At 76.1% G+C, this 16,467-nt stretch carries 18 protein-coding genes; 7 read left to right on the top strand and 11 right to left on the bottom strand.

Features of this window, described 5'->3' with window-relative positions; all coding sequences use genetic code 11:
* Positions 1 to 19 precede the first annotated feature (19 nt).
* The 3 genes from ACWCOM_RS03645 to ACWCOM_RS03635 all read left to right on the top strand — a co-directional run bounded on the left by ACWCOM_RS03645 (position 20) and on the right by ACWCOM_RS03635 (position 2,001).
* On the top strand, positions 20 to 496 hold the full coding sequence (locus ACWCOM_RS03645; RefSeq protein ID WP_454547374.1) for a DedA family protein: 477 nt from the start codon (positions 20 to 22) through the stop codon (positions 494 to 496).
* Between the two features lie 89 nt (positions 497 to 585).
* Complete coding sequence (locus ACWCOM_RS03640) at positions 586 to 1,593, top strand: SDR family oxidoreductase (RefSeq protein ID WP_454547373.1); 1,008 nt, start codon at positions 586 to 588, stop codon at positions 1,591 to 1,593.
* A 93-nt stretch (positions 1,594 to 1,686) separates the two neighbouring features.
* The gene (locus ACWCOM_RS03635; RefSeq protein ID WP_454547372.1) at positions 1,687 to 2,001 is read left to right on the top strand and encodes a hypothetical protein; all 315 of its coding nucleotides are present in this window, start codon (positions 1,687 to 1,689) and stop codon (positions 1,999 to 2,001) included.
* A gap of 27 nt (positions 2,002 to 2,028) precedes the next feature.
* Here ACWCOM_RS03635 and ACWCOM_RS03630 read toward each other — a convergent pair whose 3' ends face one another.
* From ACWCOM_RS03630 to ACWCOM_RS03600, 7 genes are all read right to left on the bottom strand, one after another.
* On the bottom strand, positions 2,029 to 3,096 hold the full coding sequence (locus tag ACWCOM_RS03630; protein WP_454547371.1) for a LacI family DNA-binding transcriptional regulator: 1,068 nt from the start codon (positions 3,094 to 3,096) through the stop codon (positions 2,029 to 2,031).
* Positions 3,093 to 4,565, bottom strand: a complete 1,473-nt coding sequence (locus ACWCOM_RS03625; RefSeq protein ID WP_454547370.1) for a GH1 family beta-glucosidase — start codon at positions 4,563 to 4,565, stop codon at positions 3,093 to 3,095. The genes ACWCOM_RS03630 and ACWCOM_RS03625 overlap by 4 nt, the downstream gene beginning before the upstream one ends.
* Positions 4,566 to 4,892: 327 nt before the next feature.
* The gene (locus tag ACWCOM_RS03620) at positions 4,893 to 5,033 is read right to left on the bottom strand and encodes a hypothetical protein (RefSeq protein WP_158041181.1); all 141 of its coding nucleotides are present in this window, start codon (positions 5,031 to 5,033) and stop codon (positions 4,893 to 4,895) included.
* 32 nt (positions 5,034 to 5,065) lie between these two features.
* Positions 5,066 to 6,163, bottom strand: a complete 1,098-nt coding sequence (locus ACWCOM_RS03615) for an FAD-dependent oxidoreductase (protein WP_454547369.1) — start codon at positions 6,161 to 6,163, stop codon at positions 5,066 to 5,068.
* 150 nt (positions 6,164 to 6,313) lie between these two features.
* Positions 6,314 to 6,814 carry an N-acetyltransferase family protein gene (locus ACWCOM_RS03610; protein ID WP_454547368.1) on the bottom strand — a complete coding sequence of 167 codons (501 nt, stop codon included), beginning with the start codon at positions 6,812 to 6,814 and terminating at the stop codon, positions 6,314 to 6,316.
* A 60-nt stretch (positions 6,815 to 6,874) separates the two neighbouring features.
* Positions 6,875 to 7,750 carry an alpha/beta hydrolase gene (locus ACWCOM_RS03605; protein WP_454547367.1) on the bottom strand — a complete coding sequence of 292 codons (876 nt, stop codon included), beginning with the start codon at positions 7,748 to 7,750 and terminating at the stop codon, positions 6,875 to 6,877.
* 142 nt (positions 7,751 to 7,892) lie between these two features.
* Complete coding sequence (locus ACWCOM_RS03600; RefSeq protein ID WP_454547366.1) at positions 7,893 to 9,491, bottom strand: GMC family oxidoreductase; 1,599 nt, start codon at positions 9,489 to 9,491, stop codon at positions 7,893 to 7,895.
* A 178-nt stretch (positions 9,492 to 9,669) separates the two neighbouring features.
* Here ACWCOM_RS03600 and ACWCOM_RS03595 point away from each other — a divergent pair, with 178 nt between their 5' ends.
* Positions 9,670 to 11,115 carry an aldehyde dehydrogenase family protein gene (locus ACWCOM_RS03595; protein ID WP_454547365.1) on the top strand — a complete coding sequence of 482 codons (1,446 nt, stop codon included), beginning with the start codon at positions 9,670 to 9,672 and terminating at the stop codon, positions 11,113 to 11,115.
* 90 nt (positions 11,116 to 11,205) lie between these two features.
* The gene (locus ACWCOM_RS03590; protein WP_454547364.1) at positions 11,206 to 11,991 is read left to right on the top strand and encodes a hypothetical protein; all 786 of its coding nucleotides are present in this window, start codon (positions 11,206 to 11,208) and stop codon (positions 11,989 to 11,991) included.
* Positions 11,992 to 11,994: 3 nt separating this feature from the next.
* On the opposite strand, the gene ACWCOM_RS03585 is transcribed toward ACWCOM_RS03590, so the two are convergent.
* Together ACWCOM_RS03585 and ACWCOM_RS03580 are read right to left on the bottom strand one after the other, a co-directional pair.
* Positions 11,995 to 12,360, bottom strand: coding sequence for a YciI family protein (locus tag ACWCOM_RS03585; protein ID WP_454547363.1), 366 nt, complete (start codon positions 12,358 to 12,360; stop codon positions 11,995 to 11,997).
* A 113-nt stretch (positions 12,361 to 12,473) separates the two neighbouring features.
* Positions 12,474 to 13,610 carry a Gfo/Idh/MocA family protein gene (locus tag ACWCOM_RS03580; protein ID WP_454547362.1) on the bottom strand — a complete coding sequence of 379 codons (1,137 nt, stop codon included), beginning with the start codon at positions 13,608 to 13,610 and terminating at the stop codon, positions 12,474 to 12,476.
* Between the two features lie 175 nt (positions 13,611 to 13,785).
* Here ACWCOM_RS03580 and ACWCOM_RS03575 point away from each other — a divergent pair, with 175 nt between their 5' ends.
* Entirely contained in the window at positions 13,786 to 14,424 is a 639-nt protein-coding gene (locus ACWCOM_RS03575) for a hypothetical protein (protein WP_454547361.1), read from the top strand.
* Between the two features lie 82 nt (positions 14,425 to 14,506).
* The gene (locus ACWCOM_RS03570; protein WP_454547360.1) at positions 14,507 to 14,662 is read left to right on the top strand and encodes a hypothetical protein; all 156 of its coding nucleotides are present in this window, start codon (positions 14,507 to 14,509) and stop codon (positions 14,660 to 14,662) included.
* 71 nt (positions 14,663 to 14,733) lie between these two features.
* Here the strand turns inward: ACWCOM_RS03570 and ACWCOM_RS03565 are convergent, their stop codons facing one another.
* Both ACWCOM_RS03565 and ACWCOM_RS03560 read right to left on the bottom strand, forming a co-directional pair.
* Positions 14,734 to 15,477, bottom strand: a complete 744-nt coding sequence (locus ACWCOM_RS03565; RefSeq protein WP_454547359.1) for an ABC transporter permease — start codon at positions 15,475 to 15,477, stop codon at positions 14,734 to 14,736.
* A 37-nt stretch (positions 15,478 to 15,514) separates the two neighbouring features.
* The gene (locus ACWCOM_RS03560) at positions 15,515 to 16,465 is read right to left on the bottom strand and encodes a hypothetical protein (RefSeq protein WP_454547358.1); all 951 of its coding nucleotides are present in this window, start codon (positions 16,463 to 16,465) and stop codon (positions 15,515 to 15,517) included.
* Positions 16,466 to 16,467 lie beyond the last annotated feature (2 nt).

Genomic DNA, 16,467 nt, shown 5'->3' with positions numbered 1-16,467 from the left:
CGCTCCCTAGACTGGACCGGTGCAGGCCTGGATGGAGTCCCTCCCCCTCGGTGCCGCGATCCTGTTCTTCTGGGCCGTGGGCATCGTGCGCACCACGGCCGTCTTCGCCCTGGGCCGCGCGGCCGTCACCGGCGGCAGCCGGCGCTTCGACCGTGTCCGCCGGCTGATGGACACCGCCCTCTACCGGCGGGCCCAGCGCCTCGTCCACCGCTGGGGCGTGCTGGCCGTGCCCGCGTGCTTCCTCACCGTGGGCCTGCAGACCGCCGTCATCCTCACCACCGCCGTCACCGGCATGCCCCTGCGCCGCTGGATCCCCGCGATGCTGGTGGGCACGCTCATCTGGGGCACCGTCTACGGGACGGTCGGGATGGCCGTGGTCTGGGCCTGGCTGCGGGAGCCGTGGGCGGTCGTGCTCGTCGTCGCCGTGCTGGCCCTGCTGGCCGCCGCCCGGGCGGCCCACGTGCGCCGCAGCGCCCGGCGCGCCGCGGACCGGTAGATCCCCCGGGCACATTTCATCAGCACCCTTGCCGCCGCCCGGGGCGGCTCCCTACGGTGGGCCCACACCCACCGACAGGAGCACCGATCATGCAGCTCAAGCCCATCGCGGACCAGGTCGTCGTCGTCCTGGGCGCCTCCAGCGGCATCGGCCGCGCGTCCGCCCTGCGTCTGGCGGAGAAGGGCGCGGCGCTCGTCGTGGCGGCCCGCAGCGAGCCCGGACTGCAGTCCCTCGTCCGGGAGATCACCGACCGCGGCGGCCGGGCCACCCCCGTGGTGTGCGACGTCGTCGACCTCGACCAGGTCCGGGCCGTCGCCGAGGCCGCGGTGTCCGCCTACGGGCGGATCGACACCTGGGTCAACGTCGCGGCGGTCCTGGTGCACGCCCCCTTCGAGCAGACCCTGCCCGAGGAGTTCCGCCGCCTCATGGAGATCAACTACCTCGGCCAGGTGCACGGCGCCCTGGCCGCGCTGCCGCGCCTGCGTGCAGCCGGCGGCGGCGCCCTGATCACCGTCTCCTCCGTGGAGAGCCGGGTCGCACTGCCCCGGCACAGCGCCTACGCCGCCTCCAAGCACGCGGTGGAGGGCATGACCGACGCCCTCCGGCGGGACCTGCTGGCGGAGGGCGCGCCGATCTCGGTCACCAGCATCAAACCGGCCACCGTCAACACCCCGCTCTTCACCAGCGCCGCCCACACCCTGGACGTGGAGCCCACCGGCCCGCCGCCGGTCTACCAGCCCTCCGTGGTCGCCGACTGCGTGCTCCACGCCGCCGAGCACCCGGTGCGGGACCTCTACGCCGGCGGGGCGGGGCGGGTCATGTCCGCCCTCCAGGCGCTCGCGCCGCGGCTGATGGACGCGGCGCTGTCCCGGGCCGTGCCGCTGGAGGCCACCTCGACGCCCGCCCCGGGCGGCGCGCCCGGCACCCTGTACGCCCCGCGGGAGGACGACGACCGCGTCGAGGGGGACGTCGGCTCCCGGGCGCGCGGCGTCAGCGCCTATACGTGGCTGCAGACCCACCCCCGGGCCAAGCCCCTGCTGGCCGGCGCGGCCCTCGCCGCGGCGGCCCTCGTCCTCGGCCGCCGGGACGGCCGCTGATCCTCGCGCGGGGCGCGGCATTCCGCCGGGGCGCTCGGCCCGTCGACCGGACTCAGCAGATTTTCATGGAGGCGGATTACTCTGGCAACCGTGATGTCCACGATGCAGACCCCGCTTCCCCACATGTTCGCCGCCGGCCTCTACGCCGCTGAGCGGCTGCTCGCCGAAGCCATCCACGACGAGCACGTGGGCGTCGACGCCGTGGTCGTCCTCGACGCCCTGACCGAGAGCGTCACGGCCGAGGAGGCCCCCTCGCTCGACGCCGTCGCCCGTGACGCCCAGCTCACCGCTGAGCAGCTCGACGCCGCCCTGCGCGACCTCGCCGAGCTGGGCTACCTCCAGGAGCTGGCCGAGCACGCGCCGCACCTGTCCGGTCTTCGCACCGCCGCCCTCGGCGCGGCGGCCTGACCGGGATCCCCCCGGCACGGCGGGCGCTCAGGGCGCGGAGGACCCCCGGCCGCTGCTTCCCCGCACGACCAGCTCGGCCGGGTGGACGACCGGCGCCGGGCGGGCCCCCGGGGAGTCGATCTCCTCGAGCAGGATCCGGCAGGCCGTGCCGGCCATCGCCGACATCGGCTGGGTGACGGTGGTCAGCGGCGGGACGGCGGTGGCGGCGAGGGCGTGGTCGTCGTAGCCGACCACCGCGACGTCCTCGGGCACCGACCGGCCGCACCGGCGCGCGGCCTCGAGGACCCCGAGCGCCATGAGGTCCGAGGCCGCGAACACGCCGTCGAGCTCCGGGGTCTCCTCGAACAGCCGCAGCGCGGCCTGCCGGCCGCCGGCCGTGGTGAAGTCCGCGTGCACCACCGGCCCCTCGGCCAGGCCGGCCTCGCGCAGCCCCTCGCGCCACCCGGCGAGCCGGTCGGCCGCGGCGGTCATGTCCGCCGGTCCGGCGACCGTGCCCAGCCGGGTGCGGCCGCCGGCGGCGAGGTGCAGGGCGGCCAGCCGGCCGCCCTCGCGGTTGTCGGTGTCCACGAAGGCGACGCCGGGCCGGAGCTCCCAGGGGCGGCCGATGAACACGGTGGGCAGACCGGCCTCCGGCAGCGAGGTCGTCCACGGGTCGTCCCGGTGGTGGGAGACCACGATCGCGCCGTCCACGTGCCCGCCGCGCAGGTAGCGCAGCACCCGCGCGGCGTCGTCCCCGGTGCGGGACATGAGCAGGACCAGCTGCACGTCGGTCTCCCGGAGGGCGTCGGTGATGCCCGTGACGATCACGGCGAAGAAGGGGTCCGCCATGACCCGCACGTCCGGCTCCGGGATGACCAGGGCGATCGCGGAGGCGCGGCGGGTGACCAGGCTCCGGGCCGCGCGGTTGGGCGTGTAGCCGAGCGCCACGACGGCGGCGTCCACTGCCGCCTGCGCCTGCGGGCTCACCCGGTCGCCGCCGTTGACGGCACGCGAGGCGGTCGACCGGGACACCCCCGCCGCCGCGGCGAGGTCCTCCAGGGTGGGGCCGGGCCGCCCGGGGCCGGCGCGGCCCGGGCGGCTCCGCTCCGTGCTCATCGGCCGGCCGGTGCGACGCCCTCGGGCGGTCCGGGCTCGTGCGGAGGTGCTGCCGGCAGCGCGTTGGCCGCGGCCACGGAGGCGTACCAGCGGGCGCTGGCCTTGGGGGTGCGGCGCTGGGTCTCGTAGTCCACCCGGACCAGGCCGAACCGCTGGTGATAGCCCCACGCCCACTCGAAGTTGTCCATGAGGGACCAGGCGAGGTATCCGCGCACGTCCACGCCGTCGTCGACGGCGTCCCTGACGGCGCGCAGGTGGGCGTCGAAGAAGCGCAGGCGGTCCTGGTCGTCCACGAAGCCCGCGCCGTCGGGGGCGTCGTCGTAGGCCGCGCCGTTCTCCGTGATGAACACGGGGATGCCGGCGGGACCGGTGTACTCCTCCTGCACCCGGTTCAGCAGCCGGCGCAGCCCCTCGGGCTGCACCTCCCAGCCCATCCCGGTGACCGGCAGGCCCCGCGGCACGGACCGCACATGGTCGGCGGCCACGTACGGGGAGGAGACGGGACGGCTCAGCGGGGCGTGGCCCTCCGGCGCGGAGGGGGCGTCCGGCGCGGCCGTGGTCACGGCCTCCCCGTGGTAGTAGTTGATGCCCAGCACGTCGAGCGGTGCGGCGACGACGGCCAGGTCGCCCTCCCGGACGTGGTCGGCCAGCCCGAGGTGACGCACGTCCTCGAGGACGTCGGCCGGGTACTCCCCCCGGAACAGGGGGTCCAGGAAGATGCGGTTGAACTGCCCGTCGATGCGGCGGGCCGCGTCGCGGTCCGCCGCGCTGGCCGGGTCCAGCGGATCCGGGACCGTGAGGTTCAGGGTGATCCCGAGGGTGGCCTCCGGGTCGCGCCGGCGCAGCTCCTGCACGGCCAGGCCGTGCCCGAGCAGCAGGTGGTGGGCCGCGGCGAGCGCCGCCCGGGGGTCCTGCCGGCCCGGGGCGTGCACGCCGGCCGCGTAGCCCAGGAAGGCCGAGCACCACGGCTCGTTGAGGGTGGTCCAGATCCGCACGCGGTCCCCGAGGGCCTCGTGCATCACGGCCGCGTACTCGGCGAACCGGTGCGCGGTCTCCCGGTCCGCCCAGCCGCCCCGGTCCTCCAGGGCCTGCGGGAGGTCCCAGTGGTAGAGGGTGAGCCACGGCTGGATGCCCGCCGCGAGGAGCTGGTCGACCAGGCGGGAGTAGAACGCGATGCCCTCGGGGTTGGGCGTGACGCCGTCCGGCACGCACCGGGCCCACGAGGTGGAGAAGCGGTAGGCCTGCAGGTTCAGCTCCTGCATCAGGGCCACGTCCTGCGCGGACCGGTGGTAGTGGTCGCAGGCGACGTCCCCGTTGTGGGCGTCGACCACGGCTCCGGGGACGCGGGCGAAGACGTCCCAGATGGAGTCCTGCCGGCCGCCCTCGTGGGCCGCGCCCTCGATCTGGTAGGCGGCGGTGGCGGCACCCCAGACGAAGTGGTCGGGGAACGACAGCGGTGTGGTGCGCATCCTGGGGCTGCTCCTTGCACGGGTCCGGGGACGAGGCGGCATCCGGTCGCCGCGAGGAGCCGCAGCGGGACGGCCGGCGGGGCGCCCTCTTCATGGGAGCGCTCCCACCCGTCCCCACTGTGCGTGGCGTGGATCACGGTGTCAAGCGTCCTGCCAAGCCCGGACGGGACGGAGCGGCGCGTCCGGCACCGCGCGGCGCGCGGCCCCGGGCCTCCGGCCGGAGCCCGCCGGCGGACACGGGGACGCCCCCGGGGGAGCGGCTGCTCCCCCGGGGGCGTCCTCCGTCCCGGCCCGGGCCCGTCGCCGTGCGGGAACGGGCGTGCGGGCTCAGTCCTCCGGGTCGGAGTCCTCGTTCTTGGCGTCGCCGTGCTCGTGCGGCACCGGGGTCATCTCGGTGGTCATGTCGGCGTCGTCGATCTTGGCCGCGTCCTCGATCGGGTCGGGGCTGGAAGTCGGCTGGTCGCTCACGGGTGCTCCTTCGTCCGGACGGCTGGATGTGCTCAGCCTACGACGGCGCCGCGCCCGTCCGGCACCGCCGGCCGGGACGCTCCGGCCTCCAGCAGCCGCACGGCCTCGAGCGCGGCCGCCCGTCCCGCCCGGGTGGCGCCCAGGGTTGAGGCGGAGGCCCCGTAGCCGACGAGCAGCACGCGCGGGTCGGCGAGCACCCGCACCCCGTCCGTCCGGATCCCGCCGCCGGGCTCGCGCAGCCCGAGCGGGGCGAGGTGGTCCAGGGCGGGCCGGAAGCCGGTGGCCCACAGGACCGCGTCGGCGCGGATCTCCCGGCCGTCGGCCAGGCGGACCCCTTCGGCGGTGAGCTCCCGCAGCGGACCGGCCGAGACCAGGACCCCGGCCTCGATCCCGGAGCGGTACTGCGGGGTGAGGGGCAGGCCGGTGGCCGAGACCACGCTCTGCGTGGGCAGCCCGGCCCGGGTCCGCGCGTCGACCCGGCGCTCCACGTCCCGGCCCCACTCGGCGTCGAAGGGGCGCGGCGTGAACTGCGGGGGCCGGCGGGTGACCCACGTGGTCGTGGCGCCGGCCGCGTCCAGCTGCAGCAGGAACTGCACGGCGGAGGTGCCCCCGCCCACGACCACCACGTGCCGGCCGCGGAACTCCTGCGCGGAGCGGAAGTCGTGGGTGTGCAGCTGCCGCCCCCGGAAGAGCTCCCGGCCCGGGTAGTACGGCCAGTGCGGGCGGTCCCACGTGCCGGTGCCGTTGATGAGCAGCCGGGTCCGCCAGGTCCCGGCGTCCGCAACCACGTCGAGCGGCCCGCCGGCGGAGACGGACTCCACGCGGCGCACGGCCACCGGACGGTGCACGGGCAGCTCGAAGCGGCGCTCGTACGCGCCGTAGTAGCGGGTGACCACGGCGGAGGCGGGCTCGGCGGGGTCCGGGACGCCGAGGGGCATGCCCGGCAGGTCGTGGATGCCGTGGGCCCCGCCGAAGGTCAGCGAGGGCCAGCGGTGCCGCCACGCTCCCCCGGGCCCGGGGTTGGCGTCGAGGACCACGAAGTCCTCCTCGGGCACCAGCCCGCGGCGGCGCAGGTGGTGGGCCGCGGACAGCCCCGCCTGTCCGGCGCCGACGACCACGACCTCCAGCACGGCACTCCCCTTTCGTTGACGTATCACTGATACGGGGAACGTCGCGGGGTCGCCCACTATTCCGGGGCCGGGCCGCACCCGGGGGTGTGCCGCGGGTCCGGCCGCGACCCCTCGGCGGACGGTCGGGCGCGAACGATCAGAGGCGGACGATCAGGCGCGGTCGGGCTGGGGCTCCCGCACGGCGCCGACCCGGTGCAGGGCGTCGCCGGTGAGCCGGAAGACGGACCACTCATCCTGGGGCAGCGCGCCGAGGCTGCGGTAGAACCCGATCGACGGCTCGTTCCAGTTCAGCACGCTCCACTCCACCCGGGCCCAGCCCTGCGCCACCGCGTGCCGGGCCAGGGCCTGCAGCAGCGCCCTGCCGTGGCCGGCGCCGCGGGCCTCCGGGCGCACGTAGAGGTCCTCCAGGTGGATGCCGTGCACGCCCTCCCAGGTGGAGAAGGTGCGGAACCACAGGGCGAAGCCCTGCAGGCGGCCCTCGTCCTCCACGACGTGGGCGAAGACCGCCGGGTGCTCCCCGAACAGCGCCTGCGCCAGCTGCTGCTCGGTCATCCGCACGGCGTCGGGCTCGCGCTCGTACACGGCCAGGTCCCGCACCATCCCGAGGATGGCGGGAACGTCCTCCGGGCGGGCCCTGCGGATCTGCGACATGCTCGGCAGACTACCGCACCGCCCCGGGCCGCTCGCCGGGACGGACCCGCCGGTGGGCGCTCAGAGCAGCGAGCGCACGTGGCGGACGGCCCGCTGGGCCTCGGGGGTCCACCACGCGCCCACGTAGACGTGGAAGGCGCCGGGCTCGTAGAGCAGCCGGCCGGGGTTGCCGGCGCGCTGCAGGGCCCGGGCGAAGCCGAGGGTGTCGGCCGCGAGGATGTCCCGCCCGCCCTGCACCAGGTGCACCGGCGGCAGGCCGTCCACGTCCCCGTGGACGGGGCTGACCAGGGGGTCGGTCAGCGAGCGGTCCCCGGCCCAGGCCCGGCACAGCGGGACGACCTCGTCCGTGCTGAGCATGGGGTCGTGCGGGTCGATCTCGCGCACGGCCGGGTGGGTCGCGGTGACGTCCAGGGCCGGGGAGAAGCCGACGACGTGGTCCGGGGCCCGCAGCCCGGTGTCGCGCAGCAGCATGGCCAGCCCGATCGCCAGGCAGCCGCCGGCGGAGTCCCCCGCCACGACGATCCGGTCCACGGCGGGGCGGGCCACGAGGTCGGCCCAGGCGGCGGTGAGGAACTCGTAGCCCTCGTCCGCGCAGCCCTCCGGGGCGAGCCGGTAGAGGGGCACCGTGACCGTGGTGCCCGTGCCCTTGACGACCTCGCGGATGATCCACCAGTGCGCCGGCAGCAGCGGGTTCACGAACGCCCCGCCGTGCAGGTAGATCAGGTGGGACCCGTCCGCGCCGGCACGCGGGGTCAGGCGCAGCACCGGGCGCCCGGCCACCTCCTCGCGGGTGAGCTCGTGCGAGCGCCGCAGGTCCTGGGGCACCGCCGCGGGCTCCGGATAGGGCCGGCCCCGCAGCTGGTCCACGTCCCGGAACGGGCTCCGGCGGGCGCGCACGGCCACCGCCCGGGCGGTCAGGTCCATCCGCAGGCTCATCAATCGTCCCCTCCGGGCCCGGCGGCCCACTCCCGGCGCGGCACCGCCGCGTCGGCGGGGCCGCCCTCGGCGTCCGGGTGGCCCGTCGCGGCCAGTGTAGGCGGACCGGGGCGCCGGCGGGCCGGCCCCGGCCCGCCGGTCGTCAGCCCTCGGCGCCCGCGGCGGCCGTCGCGGCGGCGAGGGCGGTGCCGCCGCCGGTGATGAGGGAGGCGGCGCGCTCGGCGATCATCGCCGTGGGCGCGTTGGTGTTGCCGCTGGGCACCCGCGGCATCACGGAGGCGTCCACCACCCGCAGGCCGTCGACGCCGTGCACGCGCAGGTCCTCCGGGGAGACCACCGCGTCCGGGCCGGTGCCCATCCGGCAGGTGCCGACCTGGTGGTGGTAGGTGGTCACGAACCGGTGGAGGTAGGCGATCTCCTCCTCCTCGGTGCGCACCTCGGGGCCGGGGTAGAGCTCCTCGGCGCCCCAGTCCTGCGCGAGGGGGCGGGCGCGCACCATCTCGCGGGCCTGGCGCAGGGAGGCGAGCAGGGCCTCGCGGTCGCGCGGGTCCGCGAAGATGTTCGGGTCGAGCTCCACGGGGTCGGTCACCCCGGGTCCGGTGAGGCGCACGGTGCCGCGGGAGCGGGGGCGGACCAGCCCGGCGTGCAACGTGAACGCGTTCGCCGGCCCCGCCATGCCCTCGTCGTACATCGGGACGGAGAAGTGGATCGGCTGGGTGTCGGGTGCGTCCAGGTCCGGGCGGGAGCGCCAGAACAGGTGCGTCTGGGTGACCGACCAGTCGGACCCGGGGTGCTCGATCGTCCGGGCCGTGGCCTCGGCGATGACCGGGGCCAGGAGGTGGTCGTGCAGGTTCTCCCCGACCCCGGGCAGGTCGTGGACCACGGGGACGCCGACGTCGGTGAGGTGCGCGGCAGGGCCGATGCCCGAGCGCAGGAGGATCTTCGGCGAGTCGAGCGCCCCGGCGCACAGGACCACCTCGTCGGCGCGGATCTGCTCGGGCGCGGCGTCCGGATCGGCGAGCGGCACCACGGCCACGCCGACCGCGCGCCCGTCCTCGACGAGCACCCGCTGCAGGAGCACCCCGGTGCGCAGGCTCAGCCGCGGGTGGTCCTCCACCGGCTTGACGTAGGCCATCCAGGTGTTGAACCGCCGCCCGTCCCGGACGTTGACCTGCTGCTGGGAGACCCCGTCCAGCGTGCCGCCGTTGTAGTCCGCGTTGTACGGCACGCCCACCTCCTCGGCCGCTTCGACGATCGACGCGAACACCGGGTTGAGCGGGTAGTCCTGCACCACGGGCACCGGCCCGTCGGTGCCGCGGCTGCCGCCGGGGACCGTCCCGGCGGGCGGGACGTAGGTCTCGAGCGCCCGGAACCAGGGCAGCACGTCCTCCCAGCCCCATCCCGGGCAGCCGTCCGCGGCCCAGGCGTCGTAGTCCTGGGCCGCGCCGCGCACCCAGATCGTGGCGTTGAGGGCGTGGGAGCCGCCGAGCACGCGCCCGCGCGGCCAGTGGATCACCCGGCCGTCCGCGTGCCGCTGGGGCACCGTGAAGTAGTCCCAGTCCTCCGGCGAGTGCCACAGCTCGCCCAGGCGGGACACCTGGTGGATGGCCGGGTTCAGGTCCGTGCCCCCGGCCTCCAGGAGGATCACCTCGTGGCCGGCGTCCAGGAGGCGGCGGGTGAGGATGCTGCCGGCGGTGCCGGCGCCCACGACGACGTAGGTCTTGGCGGTCTCGTTGCTCATGGCCCCAGTGTGATCCGGGACACGTGGCGACCGGTTGTCCCGGCGCGCACGGCCCTTGACCCACAGCGCGGGAGTCCGCGCTGTGGGTCAACAGCCGTGCCCGCACGGTCAAGCCGAGCCGATGTGTCCCGGGTCACCATGGGGGCAGCACCGCATCCGCCCTCCCGAAGGAGCCACCGTGACCACCACACCCGCCGCCACGACCGACACCCCCGCCGTCCTCGGCCTCGACGAGCTGCTGGCGGCCGTCACCGACCCGGACGGCCGGGAGATCCTCGACCCGGCCACCGGGGAGCTGGTGGGCCGGGCCCCGGAGTCCGCGGTCGAGGACCTGGACCGGGCTCTGGACCGGGCCCGCCGGAAGCAGCCGGAGTGGGCCGCGGTCCCGGACGCCGAGCGCTCGGCCCTGCTGCTCCGGGCCGCCGACGCCGTCGAGGCGAACGCCGCCGCGCTCGCGGAGCTGCTCTCGCGAGAGCAGGGCAAGCCCGTGCGCAACGGCCCGAACGCCCTGTTCGAGGTCGGCGGCGCGGTGGCCTGGCTTCGCGCGACGGCGTCGCTGCCGCTGGAGCCCGAGACGCTCTTCGACGACGAGTCCGGCCGGGCCGTGCTCAGCTACGAGCCCCTCGGCGTCGTCGGGGCCATCAGCCCCTGGAACTGGCCGATGATGATCTCGGTCTGGCAGCTCGCCCCGGCCCTGCGGATGGGCAACACCGTGGTGGCCAAGCCGTCCGAGCACACCCCGCTGTCCGTGCTCGGGCTCGTCCACGTGCTCAACCAGGTGCTGCCCGAGGGCGTGCTCACCGTGGTGGCGGGGGGCCGGGAGGTCGGCGAGGCGCTGTCGAGGCACCCGGGCGTGGACAAGCTGATGTTCACCGGCTCGACCGCCACGGGCAGGGCCATCATGCGCTCGGCCGCCGACTCCCTGACCCGGCTCACCCTGGAGCTGGGCGGCAACGACGCCGGCATCGTGCTCCCGGACGCGGACCCGGAGGCCATCGCCGAGGGCCTGTTCTGGGGCGCGTTCATCAACACGGGCCAGACCTGCGCCGCGCTCAAGCGCCTCTACGTCCACGAGGACGTCCACGACGCCGTGTGCGAGGCCCTCACCCGGGTCGCCGCGGCCATGCCGATGGGGCAGGGGCGGGACGAGCGCAACGTCCTCGGCCCCCTGCAGAACCGGGCGCAGTTCGAGATCGTCGCCGACCTCGTGGAGCAGGCGCGGGCCGGCGGCGGGCGGGTGCTGATCGGCGGGGAGCCGGCCGCCGACCAGCCGGGGTACTTCTACCCCACCACGCTCGTGGCCGACCTCGACGACGACAACCCGCTGGTGACCCAGGAGCAGTTCGGCCCGGCCCTGCCGATCGTGAAGTACTCCACGGTCGACGAGGCCGTGCGCATGGCCAACCGCCTCGACGTCGGCCTGGGGGCCTCGGTGTGGGGCTCGGACCCGGACCGGGCGCGGGAGGTCGCCGCCCGGCTCCAGGCGGGCACCGTCTGGCTCAACAAGCACGGCGCGGTCGATCCCCGGATGCCCTTCGGCGGGATCAAGAGCTCCGGGTTCGGGGTGGAGTTCGGCGTGGAGGGGCTCAAGGCCCTCGGGGTCCCGAAGGTCATCGCCTCCTGAGCGGGCCCGGCCGGGCCCTCCCCGGCCGCCGTCCGGCGGGAGCGACTACACTGCGGGGTCAAGCGGTTGCGGGACGCGGGAGGGTCCGCCATGAACAGCACCGAGGGCAGCGCCGGCTCCGGCCTCGCGCTGCTGGTCACCGGGGCCACCGTCGTGTCCGCCGTGTCCTCCGCCCTGGCCGACCTGCGGGTCGTGGCCGTCACCGCGCTGGTCCTCGCCGGGGTGCTGCTCGTCGTGCTGCTGCTGCGCACCGCCCCCCGGGCCCGGCACCCGGTCCCGTCCGGCCGGCGGGGAGGGCACCGGCCGCCGGAGCTCGCCCGCCGGGCCGGGGCGGAGGACATGCGCACGGCCTGGCTGCACCGGCAGCTCGGGCTCCTGCCGCCCCAGCAGCGGGCCGCGGACACGGCGTTCGTCGCCGCCCGGCTGGCCGAGGTGCCCCGGGCGGACTGGGACGCGGCCCGTCTCCGGCTGCACGGCCGGGCCCTGTGGTCGGTCCGGGACGCGGCCGCACGGACGCCCCTGCACCAGCAGGTCGAGGCCCGGCTGGACCGGGTGGCCGCCATGGTCGCGGACCTGACCGACGACGAGTTCGACACCCACGAGGGGCAGCGCGACGACCGGTACCTCCTCCACGCCGACCCCGCGGTCCGGGCCGCCTACCTGGCGGGCGGGTCCGAGGCCGTGGAGGCGATCATGGGCACCATCTCCGCCGCGCGGGCCCAGGCCCGGGCGGACGCCGCCGCGCAGGCCGCCGCGGACTCCCTGGCCCAGGAGCGCAACGCCGCGCTGCGGGCGCTGCGCGAGCTCCACCGGCCCACGGGGGCCCGGGACGCCCACGCCGCGTGGGAGGAGCAGGCCCGCCGGATCGGCCGCTGACCCTCAGCCCGGGAGGTGCTCCTCCGGCGCGCCCTGGAACTCCCGCACCTCGACCGGCAGGGTGGTCGCCCGCGCCAGCTTCCGGCCCCACTCGATGGCGGCGTCGTAGTCGGGGGCGGCGACGATGCAGATCCCTCCCGCGTGCTCGTCCTCGCGCTCGTACGGGCCGTCGGTCGTGACCACGTCCGCGCCGTGGAAGCGCACGACGACGGAGGCCTCCGCCCGGTCCAGGCCCCCGGCGAAGACCCACGCCCCCGCGGCCTTCAGCTCCGCGTTGAACGCGGCGACGTCGCGCATCACGGGCTCGAGGGCCTCGGGGGCCGCGGGGCCGCCGTCGGGCTGTTCGATGCTGAGCAGGTAGTGCTTCATGGCGGGCGGGCCTCCCTCGGGCGTCGGATGGTCCTCGGAGTCTACGGTCGGGGCGGGCCGCCGAGACAGACCCGGACGTCCACCGCCCGCTCCCCGCCCGCGGCGCCGGGCCCTCAGCCGTTCTGCGGCTGCTGGGCCACGAGCTCGTCGTCGCCGGGCTCCGCCACGGGCGGCAGGGTGCGCACCTGGTCCGCGAAGGGGCGCACGGCCCGGTCCGCCGGCTCCAGGCGCACCGGCCGACCCGTCCCGAGGGAGGCCAGCACCGCCTCGTGCACGCGGATGTCCAGCAGCCCCTCCTCCCCGTCGGCCTCGGGCGCGGCGCCGGTCAGGATGCACTCCGAGAAGTAGTCGGTCTGGCCCGCGAACTGCTCCACCGGGTCGTGGGTGCGGGTCTCGCTGCGGCCGTCACGCGTCACGGTGTAGCTGATGCCCACCTCCGGGCCGAAGCCGAAGCACGGCTGGGCCGTCAGCGCGCCACCGGTGCCCACCACGGTGAACTGCTCGGTGGCCTCCGTGGCGTAGCTGATGGTGAACTGTGCCAGCCGCTCCCCGGGGAAGCGCAGGGTCACCGCCACGGTGTCGTCGAAGTCGAAGCCCCGGCCCGGCGTCCGCACGCCCATCGCGTGCACCTCGACCGGCTCGGCCGCGAAGAGGTTGCGCACCGCGTTGAGCGGGTAGCTGCCCATGTCCGGGATCGGCCCGCCCCAGAACCCCGAGTGGCCGCGGTGGTTGGCCTCGTCGATGTCCTGGGCGAACACGGCGGTGAACAGGCGGGGCTCGCCCACCAGGGCCTCGTCCCGGACCCGGGTGATCAGCTCCAGGGTGCCCGGCTCGTGGTGCAGCCGGTAGGCGACCATGAGCCGGGCCCCGCCGCGCTCCGCGGCCTCGATCATCGCCCGGCAGTCCGCCACGGAGGTCTCCATCGGCTTCTCGACCAGCACGTGGATGCCCGCCTCGAGGGCCGGCTCGGCGAACTCCCGGTGCCGGAACACGGGCGTGGCCACGTACACGGCGTCCACGTCCCCGGAGGCCAGCAGCGCCGGGTAGTCCTCGTAGGAGCACGCGGGCACGCCGTACTCGGCCGCGAGCTCCTCGGCCTTCTCCGGGGTGCCGGTGACCAGGGCGGCCAGCACGGAGTTGCGGGTCCGGGCGATCGCGGGCAGGAACGCCTGCTGGGAGATCTGGCCCAGCCCCACCACCGCGTAGCGCACGGTGCCGTTCGTCGGGGCGTCGGTCCGGGGAGAGGTCATGGCATGTCCTTCACGGTCGGGGGGGCGGGGCGGGCGGTCCCGGCCAGACTAGCGGGGGGCGGGGACGGGCGGAACGTCCGCCCCGGTCCGGGACGGGGGCTCGTCGACGGGTGGGCCATCATGGGAGCACGCCCCCGCAGGACCGTCACCGGTCCCCGACCGCCAGGAGAGTCCCGTGCCCAAGAGCAAGGCCCGCAAGAAGGCCGCCGCCAAGAAGAAGCAGCAGCGGCGGGAGTTCCACGCCGCGGCCGGCGCCCGCGGCGTCGAGATCGACGGCGCCCCGCAGGGCACGTGGGACGACGACGCCCACGAGCTGCTGGTCTCCCGCGGCTGGGTGGCCTACCGGGACCTGGAGATGGACCAGCTCGGCGACGGCTGGGAGTGGCTGCCGTCCCAGCTGCCGCTGGACGCCGGGGTGGGCGGGGAGCCCGGGCCCACGTCCGTGTTCGCCGCGGCGGAGGGCGGCTACGACGTCGAGCTCGCCAGCCCGAACGGGACCGTGGACCCCGACCGCGCGGGGCACTACGACACCCTCGAGGAGCTCGCCGCGGCGCTGGAGGACCTCGAGGCCTGGCGGGTGCCCGCCGACGAGTACGTGCTGCCCGACGAGCCGCGCTTCTCCGCGGACACCCCCTGGGCGATCTGCCAGCTCTACGCCGGGGGGATGATCGACCACTGGGAGCTCGCCGCCGACCTCATCCACTTCCCCTACGAGCAGACCCCCGACGGGTTCGCCGCCGTGGAGCGCGCCCACCGGGTCGGGCTCGTCCCGGACTCGCTGTTCGCCGCGGTCGTCGCCGGCCGGGCGGCGTAGCGACGCGCTCCCCTTGTCCGCGCTGCGGACGCGGGCGTAGCGTGGCACCGGACCATCACCCTGCTGAGGAAGAAGGACCGTCATGACGCAGACCCCGGACCCCGCCGAGAACAAGCCGTCCCAGGCCGAGGGGGACGTCCCCCAGGACCAGGACGTGGTGCCCGCCGTCGACCCGGCCGGCAACAAGCCGTCCCAGGCCGAGGGGGAGGCCCCCGAGGACGCCCCCGGCGACGACTGACGCCCCGCGGCGCAGGGCGCCCCCGGCGACCGGGGGCGCCCTGCGCGTGCCCGGTCGCCGGGGTGCGGCGGTCAGGCCGTGGGCACCGTCCTGGCCCGGCCGAGCACCTCGACCAGGGCCACGGCCACGAGGGAGCCCGCCGCCAGGATGCCCGCCAGGACCACGAGCTGGAACCGCCCGGCCTCCAGCGGTGAGGCCCCGGCGAACACGGCGCCCACGAACGCCCCGGGCAGCACGACCACCCCGGTGGTCCGGGTCTGGTCCACCGTGGGCACGAGGGCCTCGAGCACGGCGCGCCGGGCGATCTCCAGCGTCGACCGCCGCGGCGTGGCGCCGAGCGCCAGCCACGCCTCGACCTCCTCGCGCCGCTCGACCACGTCCGCGCGGAACCTCCGGCCCGTGAGCGTGGCGACGCTCATCGTGTTCCCCACGACGATGCCCCCCACGGCCAGCAGGTTCTGCGGTGCCGTCGTGATCGCCCCGGTGAGGAACACGATCGCGAGGGTGGCGCCGGCGGCGAGCAGCATGGCCCCGCCCAGCCACAGCGTCTCCCGCCGGTCCGCCCGCAGCCGGCGGGCCGCGGTCAGCACCGCCGCCACGAGCATCACGCCGAGGGCCGCCGCCACCCACGCCAGCCGCTCGACGACCGTGGAGAGCACCAGGCCCAGGGCGGCCAGCTGCGCGGCGGCGCGCAGCACCGCGAGCCCGGGCGCGGACCACCGGGGCACCCCGCGGGAGGCGAGCACCGCGGTGGTGAGGGCCACGAGCAGGGCGAGCCCCAGCAGCGTCGGGAGAGCCACGGCGGTCCAGGTCATGCCGCGAGTCTAGGGACGGGCCGGCCGGTTGCGGCCCTCAGTGCCGGCTCGGCCCCCGGCCGTGCCGGCTCCCGGGCGTCGGTTCCCACCCCGGCAGGCCGAGCAGGTCCGCCGCCTCCCGGTAGTGGCAGGTGGAGAGGATGCCGAAGCCCGTCTCCACCGCACGGCGGTAGTAGTGCGGGTCCAGGGCGTCGGCGGACAGGTTCTCGTCGTAGCGGTGCAGCTCCAGGCGCATCGGCACGTTCCAGCCGCGCATACGCAGGCTCGTCTCCATGTCCGGGACGTAGTGGCCGGCGAAGCCGACGACCCGGCCGATGTCGGGCACCTCGCGCCGGACGTCCTCGGCCGTGGCCAGCCCGTCCGGGTGGGTGGGCACGAAGTAGACGAGGTCCGGGGCGATCCGGCGGTAGACGGCCAGCTGCGTCAGCCCGCGCACCCCCACCACCACCTGGCTCTCGGCGCGGTGGGCGCGCACGAGCTCGACGACGGCCTCGGGCGCCACGTGGTGCACGTCCAGCCACAGGACCGCTCCGGCCGGCACGGCCCAGGCGAGGAACTCGCCGGCCTCCCGCACCGGGAAGCGGGTGACCTCGCCGTAGTTGTCCATCAGGTGCTGGCTCAGCACGTAGTCGGCCGACTGCTCGCTCACCGGACCGAGGCCGGTGCTCCCGTGGCCCATCACGGGCTCGTGCAGGACGACGCACCGGCCGTCCACGGTGCTGCGCAGGTCGATCTCGATCATCGTCCGCGGCCGGGTGGCCAGGACGTTCTGGGCGGACTCGAGGGCGGAGCACGGCCACGGGCCGTCGGGGTGGTAGCCGCCGCGGCGGGCGAGCAGCAGGGGGCCCGCGGCCGCCAGGCGGTCGTGCCGCGTGTAGGCCGCCAGCTCGGCCGGCGAGTCGAAGACGGTCGGGCGGTGTGCCGTCCGGGAGGCGGTCTCCTCGGAGGTGCGGTCCAGCGGGTCCGGTCGGTGGGGGGCGTTCGGCATGG

It is taken from the genome of Kocuria sp. KH4 (assembly GCF_053711175.1).
This window is presented reverse-complemented; position numbering and strand designations above follow the sequence as displayed.